Raw genomic sequence first — 13,291 nt, 5'->3', positions numbered from 1 at the left:
TCTCCTTTTAAAATATTATTCATTATACTAGGATAAACAACAACTTGTAATAGGATAACACAATGGCTAAAGTTAATAAAAACAAGGAGGGAATGATCATGAAAAGAGTTGTCATTACTGGAATGGGAGTTATTTCCCCGCTAGGAAATGATATAGATAGCTTTTGGAATCAACTCGTTAAAGGACAATCGGGAATATCTCACATTGATTCTTTTGATACGACTGATTATAAAACAAAAATAGCTGGAATCGTTCGTGATTTCGATGCAGATGAAATATTAGGGAGAAAAGAAGCAAAGCGATTAGATCGTTTTAGTCAGTTTGCCTTAGCAGCCGCCGAACAAGCATTAGAACATTCACAATTACAGTTAGATCAAGTAGATCTTGAACGTTTAGGCGTATATGTTGGTTCAGGAATCGGGGGCATACAATCGCTTGTTGATCAGGTGAATGTATTAGATAAACGAGGTCCATCGAGAGTAAGCCCTAGCCTTGTCCCCATGATGATTTCAAATGCAGCTGCGGCCCAAATCAGCATCAAATTAGGCGCACAAGGGCCATCATTGTCACCGGTCACAGCTTGCTCTATTGGGAACACCTCTATTGGTGAAGCTTTCAATGCGATCCGAAACGATGAAGCAGATATTATATTTGCCGGTGGAGCAGAAGCTGCCGTCAATCAGATATCTTTGGCTAGCTTTGGAAACGCACATGCACTGTCTACTAGAAACCAAGACCCAAGTCGAGCCAGCCGCCCATTCGATACAGATAGAGATGGCTTTGTGATGAGTGAAGGCGCAGGTATATTAGTATTAGAATCATTAGACAACGCAATTCTTAGAGATGCGCCGATATTATGTGAAGTAGTGGGATACGGGGCTAGTTCAGATGCACATCATATGGTCGCTTCACACCCAGAAGGTAGGGGTGCCTACTTAGCCATGAAGAAAGCATTGAGAAGTGCAGATATATCAACAAGTGAAATCGATGTTATTAGTGCTCATGCAACAAGTACACAAGTAGGTGATCGTTCAGAAGTTCTAGCCATTAAGAAATTATTTGGTGATCTTTCAGGCGAAATTCCAACAACGGCGAACAAGTCAATGACTGGGCACATGTTTGGTGCTGCTGGCGGAGTAGAAGCGATTGCTTTAGTGGAAAGTTTGAGACGAGGAATGATTCCGCCAACTATTAATGTAGAGAAACAAGATCCAGATTGCAATTTAGATGTTGTATTAGAAGCGAGACAGCTTCCATTGAAATATGGGCTATCCAATTCTTTTGGTTTTGGAGGACATAATTCAGCCATCTTGTTAAAACATTACGATTGAAGTGGTGAAAAGGTGAAATAATGATAAAACAAGGGTTTATTGCCCTTGTTTTTTTCATGATGGGAATACCTCACAGACAAAATATGACGAGCCTCAGCAATCTGATATATTAAATGGAGAAAAGAAAATACTTAAAAAATTGAAAGAGCAGGTGACCCATGCCAAACACCCAACCCACTCATCAATGAAAAATCCCCGTACCTCCTTCAACACGCCCACAACCCAGTTCACTGGTACCCGTGGGGGCAAGAAGCCTTCGACAAAGCGAAACGTGAAAATAAACCGGTGCTTGTCAGCATCGGCTATGCCACTTGCCACTGGTGTCCTACCATACCTTATTTATTAAATTATTTTTATTTATAACCGATATAAAAATAGATTTAATTACAAAAAATACAAATGGTATAGGGGTGTAATTAGTATGGGACAAGGCTTCAAAATGAATTGGGATAAATTATTATCTGGCGTTAGACTTAGACAAAAAATGGTATCTGCAAGAGAAATAAATGACGGCAGAAATGATTTTGATGATGACTATTCTAGGTTAATTTTTAGTTCTTCTATTAGAAGATTACAAGACAAAGCACAAGTGTTCCCTCTTGATAGTAGTGATTTTGTGCGTACAAGGTTAACACACTCCCATGAAGTTTCTGCAATCGGGCGTTCTCTAGGCTCTAGTATTGAAAAGGTATTAATAAAAGATGAGAAGTTAAATGTTAAACATAGCGGCAAAATAAGTTCCTTACTTGCTACTGCTGGTCTAATACACGATTTAGGGAACCCACCCTATGGACATTATGGTGAATCAGCAATTCAAACATTTTTTAAAAGATGGTTTTATGATGATAATAATAAACATAAGAAAAACCTCACAGTTCAACAGATTGCAGATTTTGAAAATTTTGAAGGAAATGCACAAACGTTTAGATTACTCACTAAACTTCATAATTTAAAACATGATAGTTATGGTTACAATCTATCAGCTGCAACCCTAGCTACAATTATTAAGTATCCACGTTCTTCAACTGAAGGTAATAAAAATAATGAAAATATGGGTACTAGCTTTAAGAAATTTGGATATTTACAAAGTGAAAAAGATAGATTTGATTTAGTGAAGAAGTTTACAGGTATTGGAGATTTCAGACACCCTCTTACCTTCTTATTAGAGGCTTCTGATGACATTGCTTATTCCGCAGCAGATATTGAAGACGGCTGCAAAAAAGGGGTTTTAGATTACACAACTATTAAAGAAATATTAGACAAGCATCTATCAAATGGATCAGACGAAGATAAAATCCTCTGTAATTATTTTCACTCAGTATATGAAGAAAACAAAGTTCGAACAGATAGGCTAGATAATACAGTTCAAAAATTTAGAATTCAGGCTCAAGGTTTCATGATTAAATCTGTTACAAAAAAGTTCGTTCAACTACACGACAAGATCCTAGAAGGAAAATTCGATGAAGATATTTTATTAGCATCAGAAGCAGCAAATATCCGACTGGCTTTTAAAGATTTATCTAAAATCATATTCAAGGATAATGAAATTCAAGTGAGAGAATTAGCAGGTGGAACAGTTATCCAAGGTCTTCTTCAAAAATTTGTAACAGCTGTGCTTTCCAGTAATTGTAATGAAGCTAAAACAGAAGATGGAAAGCTATATTCATTGATATCAAGCAATTACAGAGATATAATGGAGTTAGTTCACAAAAAACATTCTACAGAACCTTCAACATATGAAAGATTACTTCTTGTTACTGACTTTATATGTGGCATGACAGATACTTACGCCTTAGAATATTATAGACGGTTAGCAGGAATTAAACTCTAAGGAGGAAAGGCAATGCTCAATGCCTCCCAAATTAAAAATAAAGCAGGCATAGGCTTTGATAATCTCATTCAAGAAAATCAAAAGATTGATCACCTTATTAAACATTTAAAACATATTGGCGACGTATTTTTGATAGGTGGGGCTTTAAGAGACTTTGCTTTAAATGAAGTACCTCGCGACATTGATTTAATGATAGATGCCCCTGCAAATCACCTTGCTACCTTATTGGATAACTATTATTACAGAGTGAATCGTTTTGGAGGATTTAATGTTCTAATTGATGATGTTGAATTTGATATTTGGAGTGTTCACAATAATTGGGCATTTGAAAATAATTATTATGAAACTAAATTCAATAACATTACTAAAGGCGCCTTCTTTAATTTTGATGCTATTGCACTAAACTTAAGTGATGGTGCTTTAGATGCTACTAAATTCATTGATGCAGCAAACAAAAAACTACTAGACATTAATTTGCATACTGACTTTATTGATTCTAATCCTAACCCTGAAAAAAATGTATTACGGGCATTACGATTAAAGAAAAAATGGTCATTAAGATTATCACCAACAGCTAAAGAATATTGTCAATGCTGGTATGATAAACAAGACCACCCAATTGACTATATTATGTATTTGGAAGAACAGCACTATGGAAATTCTATTTTAAAGACAACTGATTTTGATTTTTTTCGCAAAATATAAAAGGACGTATCTAAATTAAAAGATACGTCCTTTTATATTATTAATTCTACATGTATATAATATATTATCTATAGTTAATAAAGGTAGGTGATCCCATGCCAAACAAAAAAATACCCAACCGATTAATCGCTGAAAAGTCTCCCTACTTACTTCAACACGCCTACAATCCAGTTAAATGGTACACATGGTCAGACGAAGCATTCAAAAAAGCGAAACGCGAAAACAAACCTGTTTTCGTATCGATTGGGTATGGTTAACCAAAGGAACTTGTCACTGGTGCCACGTCATGGCACACGAAAGCTTTGAAGATCAACAAGTCGCTGACATCCTAAACGAGCATTTCATTTCAATCAAGGTCGATCGTGAGGAGCGTCCAGACATTGACTCGATGTATATGTCCGTTTGTCAGATGATGACGGGACAAGGAGGCTGGCCGCTCAACGTGTTTGTCACGCCTGATCAAAAGCCTTTTTATGCGGGGACATACTTTCCAAAAAGAAGTGCTTACGGCCGTCCCGGCTTCATTGAAGCACTGACGCAATTGCTGGATGCGTATCACAACGATCGTGATCATATTGAATCATTGGCAGAAAAGGCAACAAATAATTTACGGATCAAGGCAGCAGGGCAGACAGAAAATACGCTCACTCAGGAGTCGATTCACAAAGCCTATTATCAGCTCATGAGCAGCTTTGATACGCTGTATGGCGGCTTCGGTTCTGCGCCTAAATTTCCTGCGCCGCATATGCTCACGTTTCTCATGCGTTATTTTGAATGGACAGGGCAAGAAAATGCGTTATATGCTGTCACAAAAACGTTAAACGGCATGGCAAACGGCGGTATTTATGATCATATTGGTTCTGGATTTACTCGGTATTCAACCGATGAAAAATGGCTTGTGCCGCATTTTGAAAAGATGCTGTATGATAACGCCTTGCTAATAGATGCCTACACCGAAGCCTATCAAATCACTCAACACCCTGAGTACGAAAAGCTTGTCCAAGACCTCATTCAATTTATCAAACGAGACATGATGAATCGTGATGGCTCTTTTTATTCAGCAATCGATGCCGATTCAGAAGGAAAAGAAGGGCAATATTACGTTTGGACAAAAGAGGAGATCATGACCCATTTAGGCGATGACCTCGGCACTTTATTTTGTGCGGTCTGTCACATCACAGAGGAAGGAAATTTTGAAGGACAGAACATCCCTCATACCATTTCCACCTCATTTGATGACATCAAGGCAGCATATTCAATCGACGACCAAACCCTTTATTCTAAACTGCAATCCGCTCGAAACATCTTACTCACTGTAAGACAGCAGCGACCTGCACCGCTGATCGATGACAAGGTACTCACATCGTGGAATGCGCTGATGATCTCCGCACTTGCCAAAGCAGGGAGTGTCTTTCATGAAAAAGAGGCTATCCGCATAGCAAAACAGGCAATGTCTTTTCTAGAAACACACCTCGTCCAGCAGGAACGGCTCATGGTCCGCTACAGGGAAGGGGACGTAAAGCATCTAGGCTTTATCGAGGATTATGCGCACATGCTCACAGCGTATATGTCTTTATACAAAGCGACCTTTGACCTAGATTGGCTGACAAAAGCCAGAGCCGTTGCTGAAAATATGTTTGAACTGTTTTGGGATGAGCAAATCGGGGGCTTTTTCTTCTCAGGCTCAGATGCAGAAGCGCTTATCGTTCGTGAAAAAGAAGTATACGACGGGGCCATGCCGTCTGGTAACAGTACTGCACTCCAACACCTTCTGAAACTAAGCAGAATGATCGGACGTCAAGACTGGATCGAAACACTAGAGAAGATGTTCAGCGCCTTTTACGTCGATGTCTCTTCCTATCCAAGCGGACATACCGCCTTTTTACAAGGACTATTAAGCCAATATGCCGTAAAACGAGAAATCATTATTCTTGGGAAAAAGGGCGACCCGCAAAAAGAACAGCTTCTACAAGCATTGCAAAAACGATTCATGCCATTTGATCTCATTTTAACTGCCGAAACAGGGCAAGAATTAGCAAGGCTCGCACCTTTTGCAAAAGATTACAAAACGATCAACGACAGCACGACAGTCTATATTTGTGAGAACTACAGTTGCCGCCAGCCGATCACCAATCTCGACGAAGCGATGGAACAATTATTTCAAATTTGAGCTGTCATATGATGACTATGAGAAGACAAAATGAGGACAAACAGATAAAAAACATGTCAATCCGCTAACAATTCGTCTGTACGGTTTTATTTTTCCTCTAAAACGGTTAGAATGCGCACTAGATGTTCTCATACCGAAGGGAGAGAAAATAATTGAAAAAAGTATCATATACACTCATTGCTTGTCTGTTATCAGTGGGGCTTGCAGCCTGCTCATCAAACGATGCGAGACAGGATAAGCAAAACGATTCAGCCAAAAGCAAGGAAACAACACAGGCTGACCAAAAAGAGCAGCAAAAGCAAATGGAAGAGATGCAAAAGAAATTAGACGCACAAAAAATTGATGATCAAAAGGTCGTTGCGACCGTCAACAAAGATAAAATCACAGGCAGTGAATACAATAGCGCCCTATCGACCATTCAAGGTCAACTTCAGCAGTCAGGACAAGACCCGACATCTAAAGAAGGCGCAAAAGCTGTCAAGAAGCAAACCATTGATGCGCTAGTAGGTCAAGAGCTCATCCTGCAAGATGCTGAGAAGAAGGGCTATAAAGCCTCTGACAAGCAAGTCGATAAGCAGCTAAAAGAAGAAAAGAAACAATTTAAAGACAATGCTCAATTTGAAGAAGCACTCAAAAAGAGCGGACTGACAATGGATCAGCTGAAAAGTGATATTGCCGACAGCATCAAATACAGCCAATATGTCGACAAAGAAATTAAATCAGCCTCTGTGTCTGAAAAAGACGTCAAAGCGTACTATGACCAATACGCTGAACAAATGAAAAAACAAAAACAAAAAGCACCTGATTTCAAAGACGTCAAATCACAAATCAAGAAGCAGTTAGAATCTCAAGAAAAGCAAAAAGAAGTACAAAAAGAAATTGATCAACTAAAGAAATCTGCAAAAATTGATGTATCAATTTAACCACTATTAAAAATCCGCCATTGTGCGGATTTTTTTCATCACTTCATGAACTGTTTTTCCAAAATAATGACAAAAGCCTCATCATAAACATCTACTCCATCCGATATGATGGGAGTACAAAAGAAAGCGTTATCAATTCTTTTGTCTCTGAAAAAGTACAAGATCAAAGACAGACCTCGTACTTTTGTTTCAGTCATATCTACAAGAGGAGGATGTTTATGTTCAAATGGTTCAAACCAGCTCCGCATATCGACAGGCTCGATGATGCCAAAACAGACGAAACCTATAAACGGCTGCGGCTGCAAGTCTTTTTGGGAATCTTTATCGGTTATGCGGGCTACTATTTGCTGCGCAAAAATTTCGCATTTGCCATCCCTTATTTACAGGAAGAGGGGTTCACAAAAAGTGAATTAGGCTTTGTACTGGCGGCCGTTTCCATCGCTTATGGCTTTAGTAAATTCATTATGGGGATGATCTCAGACCGGTGTAACCCAAGATACTTTTTAGCCGCTGGACTCTTTCTATCAGCTCTTATCAATATTCTATTTGTCTCATTTCCATGGGTGACATCCAGTGTATGGATCATGTTTTTATTCATGTTCTTAAATGGCTGGTTTCAAGGAATGGGGTGGCCGCCATGCGGACGAACGATGGCACATTGGTTTTCGGTGAGTGAACGTGGAACAAAAATGTCGATTTGGAACGTCGCTCACAATATCGGTGGAGGAATTCTTGCACCGCTTATTACATTAGGAATTGTTTTGTTTGCGACGTGGAAAAGTATCTTTTTCTTCCCTGCCATCATCGCCATTATCGTCTCCTTCGTCATCATTCTTCTCGTACGGGACACCCCGCAATCCGCTGGTCTTCCGCCAATTGAAGAATACCGAAATGACTATCCGGCACAACAATATGAAGATCAAGAAAAAGAATTAACCGTAAAAGAGATTTTATTTAAATATGTACTCAACAATAAATTCCTTTGGTATATCGCCATTGCTAACGTCTTTGTGTACTTTGTCCGTTACGGGGTCGTAGACTGGGCACCTACCTATTTAACAGAAGCAAAAGGATTCTCACCAGAGCATTCACGCTGGTCTTATTTCCTTTATGAATATGCAGGCATCCCTGGTACATTATTGTGCGGGTGGATTAGTGACCGCTTCTTTAGAAGCCGCCGCGCACCAGCAGGCGTCCTCTTTATGATTGGCGTGTTAATTGCGGTTCTCGTGTACTGGTTAAACCCTGCCGGCAATCCAATGGTTGATAATATTGCCCTCATCAGCATCGGGTTTTTAATTTACGGACCCGTCATGCTCATTGGACTGCAAGCCATTGATCTCGCTCCGAAAAAAGCCGCTGGCACTGCTGCCGGGCTGACAGGATTCTTTGGATATATTGGTGGCTCTGCTTTTGCTAATGCCATGATGGGTGTCGTCGTCGATCACTATGACTGGACAGGAGGTTTCATTTTACTAGTTGGTTCTTGTATCCTTGCGATTGTGTTCCTCGCCATGACATGGAATACAGGAAAGCGCGTAGAGCAAGCTTAATGAAAATCACATAAAAGATTCATCTCCGCCCAACATGCCCTTTACATCTATTTCTTATGATGGAGGCAGTTACCGTAAAAGGAGGATAAAATATGAAGAAAAGTAGATTACTTGCTTTCGTGTTACTCTCTTTTGCTTTACTGTCTTTTGGTTGGGTGCCGACCACCATATCGGCACATGAACATCTTTTATCTCCAGATCGCATTTTAACCGTTGCACACCGCGGAGCATCAGGGTATGCCCCAGAGCATACCCTAGCTTCCTACAAGCTCGCCACAAAGATGAATGCAGATTACCTCGAACTCGACCTTCAAATGACAAAGGATGGACACCTCATCGTCATGCACGATGAAACGGTTGACCGGACGACAAACGGAACCGGCTGGGTCAAAGACCTCACACTCGCCGAAATCAAACAGCTCGATGCCGGTGCATGGTTTAACGAAGCCAACCCCGACAAACAAAATGCCCACTTTATTGGACAGCAAGTCCTCACATTAGATGAGGTATTACGCTACTTCGGTAAACGAGAAAATTATTATATTGAAACCAAAAAACCAGACATCTATCCGCAAATGGAAGAAAAGCTATTGGCCGTCTTAAAGAAACATCATCTTCTTGGAAAACATACGAGAAAAGGGCAGGTCATCATCCAATCTTTCAGTCAAGAAAGTCTATTAAAATTGCAGAAACTCGCCCCTCGGCTTCCAAAAGTACAGCTATTAGATAGAGCACAAATGACGTCTATTACAGATGATCAGCTCGACTTCATCAAATCATATGCAGTGGGGGTCGGACCGAATTTTAGAGCTTTGACACTTGAAAATGTACAGCAGGTCAGAAGCCACGGACTCCTCCTTCACCCATATACAGTAAACAGCGAAGCAGACATGACACGTCTTCTGCAATACGGCGTCACCGGTCTTTTCACCAACTTTCCAGATGTCTTTCAGCGTGTCAAAGCTTCTCTGTAAACGACAAAAGCCTTGCGGGTCCACTCCGCAAGGCTTTTGATTATTCCACCGTTTGATCAGAAGAAGCTGTTTCAATCGGTTTTCGTTTACCAATTCCAAATACAAAAAAGCTAAGCGCCACTAAAATCAAGAACCCAATTGCCACAATGAGAGAAATTCGTGTATCCTGATTAATCAGCATAAACACAAGTACCATCAGCAAGAATCCGATTGTCAAATAGTTAGAAAATGGCGCAAGCGGTAGCTTAAACGGATGCTGATCAAGCGCTGCCCCCTTCGCTTTTCTGAAGCCAATATGACTAATCAAAATGACAAACCAAGGCACCATTCCAGGAAGGACACTCGCACTATACACATAAACGAAAATGTTTGGCGGAGAAACGTAATTTAAGACCACCCCAACCGCTAAACCAATCAGCACAGCAAATGTCCCAAAATACGGTACACCATTCTTCGAAATTTTTGTAAAGAAAGCAGGTGCCTGTCCATTCACACCTAATGTATAAAGCATACGTCCTGCACTGAAGATTCCACTATTACAGCCGGACATCGCTGCTGTAATGACAACAAAGTTAATAATACCTGCTGCTGCCGTAATTCCAATTTTCGCAAACGTCGCCACAAATGGACTGCCGAGCGTATTCAGCTGATCCCACGGATACACCGTTACGATGACAAAGATCGCACCGATATAGAAAATCAAAATACGCCAGATGATGCTTTTGATGGCATTTGTCAGCGTCTTTTGCGGATTTTGCGCCTCACCTGCAGTAATCCCAATGAGCTCTACCCCTTGATAGGCAGCAATCACTAGGGACAATGCAAACAAGAAACCGCTAAATCCACCTGTAAAGAATCCGCCGTGCGCCCAAAGGTTAGACAAACCAATCGCTGTTCCACCATTGCCAAACCCAAAGAAAATAATGCCTAAACCTGCAATGATCATTAAAATAATCGTCACAATCTTGATCATCGCAAACCAGAATTCAAACTCACCGAATGACTTAACCGAAATCAAGTTGGCCGCACCTAAAATGATCATGGCGATTAATCCCGGAATCCACGCTGGTAAATCAGGGAACCAATATTTCATATAAGCACCTACGGCGATAATCTCAGACATCCCAACAATGACCCACTGGAACCAGTTACTCCAAGCTGTCATATACCCCGCAAGCGGATGAATATATTGATGCCCAAATGTAGCAAACGATCCCGTACTCGGTTCAAGATACAACATTTCTCCCATCGCACGCATAATAAAAAAGATAAAAATACCACACACTGCGTACGCTAGAAGAACCGATGGACCTGTCCATTGAATGGCTTTAGCTGACCCCATAAATAAGCCAACACCAATTGTGCCGCCAAGCGCAATCATTTGAATATGACGAGCACTTAACCCTCTCTTTAATTCCTTTTGAGCCACTTCTATTCCCCCTCATCAACAAACAACATAAAAAATAAAAAATCAGAATTTTCATTCTGATTCAAAATCTTCAATCTTTCGATGTATATTATCATAATAAATCTACCCTTAAAAAACAATTGTTTTTTTGAGGAAAACAATATTAGCAAAATATTCTGACATAAGAAGATATTCAAATTATTTTATATTGATATATTGAATCAGAGGATCAACATCACTTCAATGACCATCACTTAATAGAAAAGAACCACCCCTTATATCGACCTCAAAGCTTTTCCCTCCATTTTTATAAACCATTCTTTCCTGATCATCAACACAAGGAAAGGCATTGTGAAAAGTACCTGATCTTTTCTTCACATAACAAATAAATCCATCATTTTCCGGAATCGCCACTTTGACAAATGATCCAGTTGACATCGCTTTGAGTGAATGTAGCATGGTCTTTGAATGAATTTGTACCCTTCTGCCTATTAAATTCAAATCAATATCCGAAAAAGCACCTGCCATCTCCACTTTTGACGAAGTAGTACGCAGGCTCAATGTCTGCGTGTTGAGCTGTTGACTAGAGATAAATCCACCCACTGTCTGCAAGCGCAGATGCTTGATTTCTCCCGTAAACATGGACTTTCCAGAAATCAATTGGCAGTCAACCTCCTTCACCTTCAGTCCATCCAAAAGTAGATTTGCTCCTTTACAATGAATAGACAAGGACTGTAACTGTGCCTGAGGGAGGTAAATCTCCAAATCCGTCTTATGAAGATGAAGCCCCAAGCTGATCGCTCGTTTTCTTTTATCTTGAATGACTAGCCTGCCTTCCTGCACTTGATGATGCAGTAAATACCGATGGGGAAAAACGTGATTGGTGGTCTGCTTCATCAATAAATAAGGATGATCATGGTGATAAAGGCGAACATCTCCCACCAGCCAGTTTAACGAAAGTTCCGTTATTGCTTCTTCAATTTGAACCGTATGCTTCACATGTCTCCCTCCTTTTCCCATCAAGAATTACCTCGTTTGCAGCCGGCCGATGCGGCTCCACAATTCCAAGATCACAATGAGAATTGCCGAGATCATCGCTCCTGACAGAACGAGGTTCAATTGATCATTGCCATAAATGGCGAGCGATATATTTCCTAAAACAGCACATAAAACAATTGCAGTCAGGACGGTCATCAAAACAGATTTCTTGCTCAAGCCTATTCTCATCGCCATCATGCCAATCGCTTGAACGCAAACAATCAACATAAAGAATGTTTTCATCAATTGAAACAGAGAACCTGCCGTCAGCGTATCGTGAACAATAGGGAAAAACAATTCAGTCACACTAAACACAACAAACGAAGGAATGATACTGCACATCATCGCAAACGTTGAAAGGCACACCATCCATATCATGTGAGAAAGGAATCTCACTGAATTGGATGTGCGTTCCTGATAAACAGTCTTGCCTACACGCCAATACAGCATAGCTGTGATGATAGAAAAAAAGATCATCCATACTGTACTCGTTAACAAATAAATATTCGTATATTGCTGAAAACCCGGTTCGCGTTCAATTTTTGCAGCAAACGCAATAAAATAGATGAATACTAGCAGCACAATACTCGTAATGAAACTAGCTTGAATATACTGCTTCATGTGGCCTTTTCTTAGCTCAACCTTCATAAAATGAATCATACGTCATCCTCCTATCAGTTGGCATTCTTTATCTTTCGGGCAGATCATACCCGCCAATTTCAGCAAAGTGCGCTGTCACCTTTTGAATAAATAGATCACTCACAATATCCACGCCAAGACCCTTCATCATCTGCTTTAAAAAACACAAACGCTGGACAGTTTCTTCATGATTGCGTACAAACAATGTGGGATTCAACCATATATTCACAAGAAGCAAAAATACTTCTGCCACTTCACCAGGAAACGCAGTTTCCATCGAACCATCCTCAATCCCTTCAATGATTAACTGTTTGATTCTCAAAGCATCCTGATTGACACCTGTCTTCATGCCTTCAATCACAAATTGTGGATTTTTCATCTGGTCAACCAAGATCCCATCAATCGAATGAGACTGCGGGTCTGCCACAAGCTGCTCTAGGATTCGCTGGAGCTTCTCTTTCGCATGAGCTGCTTCCGTATGCTCAATTAACTCCTCAAGCTTCTCGGTTGCATAACGAAACTGCCGATCCATCACGCCGCGTAATATTTCTTCCTTCGATTTAAAATGATGATAAATAGCCCCTTTAGACATATTCAATTCATGGATAATATCTTGCAAACTTGTCTTTTCAAATCCCTTTTCCTGAAACAACTTTGTTGACACGTCCAAAATTTGCTGCATCGTCTTTTCTGGATACTTATTTCGCGCCAGTTCAAAC

General features: G+C 40.3%; 11 protein-coding genes and 2 pseudogenes. 9 read left to right on the top strand and 4 right to left on the bottom strand.

What is annotated here, in order from left to right; translation table 11 throughout:
* The first annotated feature begins 98 nt into the window (after window positions 1–98).
* From fabF to LCD34_RS11570, 9 genes and pseudogenes are all read left to right on the top strand, one after another.
* Entirely contained in the window at window positions 99–1,331 is a 1,233-nt protein-coding gene (fabF, locus tag LCD34_RS11610; RefSeq protein WP_224559087.1) for a beta-ketoacyl-ACP synthase II, read from the top strand.
* Window positions 1,332–1,469: 138 nt separating this feature from the next.
* Window positions 1,470–1,655: pseudogene (locus LCD34_RS11605) on the top strand (DUF255 domain-containing protein); the annotation flags it as partial.
* Window positions 1,656–1,752: 97 nt separating this feature from the next.
* Complete coding sequence (dgt, locus tag LCD34_RS11600; protein ID WP_224559085.1) at window positions 1,753–3,162, top strand: dGTP triphosphohydrolase; 1,410 nt, start codon at window positions 1,753–1,755, stop codon at window positions 3,160–3,162.
* A gap of 12 nt (window positions 3,163–3,174) precedes the next feature.
* Window positions 3,175–3,867: a hypothetical protein gene (locus LCD34_RS11595; protein WP_008359346.1), complete on the top strand. Its 693-nt coding sequence runs from the start codon at window positions 3,175–3,177 to the stop codon at window positions 3,865–3,867.
* 95 nt (window positions 3,868–3,962) lie between these two features.
* A pseudogene (locus LCD34_RS19580) lies at window positions 3,963–4,144 on the top strand (DUF255 domain-containing protein); the annotation flags it as partial.
* 9 nt (window positions 4,145–4,153) lie between these two features.
* A complete protein-coding gene (locus LCD34_RS19575) occupies window positions 4,154–6,037 on the top strand; it encodes a thioredoxin domain-containing protein (protein WP_263490706.1) in 1,884 nt (627 codons plus the stop codon).
* Between the two features lie 152 nt (window positions 6,038–6,189).
* Window positions 6,190–6,960, top strand: a complete 771-nt coding sequence (locus tag LCD34_RS11580; RefSeq protein WP_224559076.1) for a SurA N-terminal domain-containing protein — start codon at window positions 6,190–6,192, stop codon at window positions 6,958–6,960.
* A gap of 218 nt (window positions 6,961–7,178) precedes the next feature.
* Window positions 7,179–8,513 (top strand): glycerol-3-phosphate transporter, encoded by a 1,335-nt coding sequence (gene glpT / locus LCD34_RS11575; RefSeq protein WP_008343899.1) that lies wholly within the window; start codon window positions 7,179–7,181, stop codon window positions 8,511–8,513.
* 92 nt (window positions 8,514–8,605) lie between these two features.
* Window positions 8,606–9,487 (top strand): glycerophosphodiester phosphodiesterase, encoded by an 882-nt coding sequence (locus tag LCD34_RS11570; protein ID WP_017358710.1) that lies wholly within the window; start codon window positions 8,606–8,608, stop codon window positions 9,485–9,487.
* 40 nt (window positions 9,488–9,527) lie between these two features.
* Here the strand turns inward: LCD34_RS11570 and LCD34_RS11565 are convergent, their stop codons facing one another.
* The 4 genes from LCD34_RS11565 to LCD34_RS11550 form a co-directional block, all read right to left on the bottom strand.
* Window positions 9,528–10,916 carry an amino acid permease gene (locus LCD34_RS11565; protein WP_039169359.1) on the bottom strand — a complete coding sequence of 463 codons (1,389 nt, stop codon included), beginning with the start codon at window positions 10,914–10,916 and terminating at the stop codon, window positions 9,528–9,530.
* Window positions 10,917–11,135: 219 nt separating this feature from the next.
* Complete coding sequence (locus tag LCD34_RS11560) at window positions 11,136–11,894, bottom strand: DUF4097 family beta strand repeat-containing protein (protein ID WP_224559074.1); 759 nt, start codon at window positions 11,892–11,894, stop codon at window positions 11,136–11,138.
* A gap of 27 nt (window positions 11,895–11,921) precedes the next feature.
* Entirely contained in the window at window positions 11,922–12,593 is a 672-nt protein-coding gene (locus tag LCD34_RS11555) for a bacitracin ABC transporter permease (RefSeq protein ID WP_224559072.1), read from the bottom strand.
* A 28-nt stretch (window positions 12,594–12,621) separates the two neighbouring features.
* A complete protein-coding gene (locus LCD34_RS11550) occupies window positions 12,622–13,254 on the bottom strand; it encodes a TetR/AcrR family transcriptional regulator (RefSeq protein ID WP_224559061.1) in 633 nt (210 codons plus the stop codon).
* Window positions 13,255–13,291: the final 37 nt, after the last annotated feature.

This window comes from Bacillus sp. RAR_M1_44 (genome assembly GCF_020165935.1).
GTDB classification, from domain to species: Bacteria; Bacillota; Bacilli; order Bacillales; family Bacillaceae; genus Bacillus; species Bacillus altitudinis.
The sequence above is the reverse complement of the archived record's forward strand: the minus strand, read 5'-3'. Positions and strand labels throughout refer to the sequence as shown.

What these genes read in the sequence shown, in the direction of transcription:
- fabF (WP_224559087.1), top strand. Translation starts at nt 99, where the DNA reads ATGAAAAGAGTTGTCATTACTGGAATGGGAGTTATTTCCCCGCTAGGA.
- dgt (WP_224559085.1), top strand. Translation starts at nt 1,753, where the DNA reads ATGGGACAAGGCTTCAAAATGAATTGGGATAAATTATTATCTGGCGTT.
- LCD34_RS11595 (WP_008359346.1), top strand. Translation starts at nt 3,175, where the DNA reads ATGCTCAATGCCTCCCAAATTAAAAATAAAGCAGGCATAGGCTTTGAT.
- LCD34_RS19575 (WP_263490706.1), top strand. Translation starts at nt 4,154, where the DNA reads ATGGCACACGAAAGCTTTGAAGATCAACAAGTCGCTGACATCCTAAAC.
- glpT (WP_008343899.1), top strand. Translation starts at nt 7,179, where the DNA reads ATGTTCAAATGGTTCAAACCAGCTCCGCATATCGACAGGCTCGATGAT.
- LCD34_RS11570 (WP_017358710.1), top strand. Translation starts at nt 8,606, where the DNA reads ATGAAGAAAAGTAGATTACTTGCTTTCGTGTTACTCTCTTTTGCTTTA.
- LCD34_RS11555 (WP_224559072.1), bottom strand. Translation starts at nt 12,593, where the DNA reads ATGATTCATTTTATGAAGGTTGAGCTAAGAAAAGGCCACATGAAGCAG.
- LCD34_RS11550 (WP_224559061.1), bottom strand. Translation starts at nt 13,254, where the DNA reads ATGCAGCAAATTTTGGACGTGTCAACAAAGTTGTTTCAGGAAAAGGGA.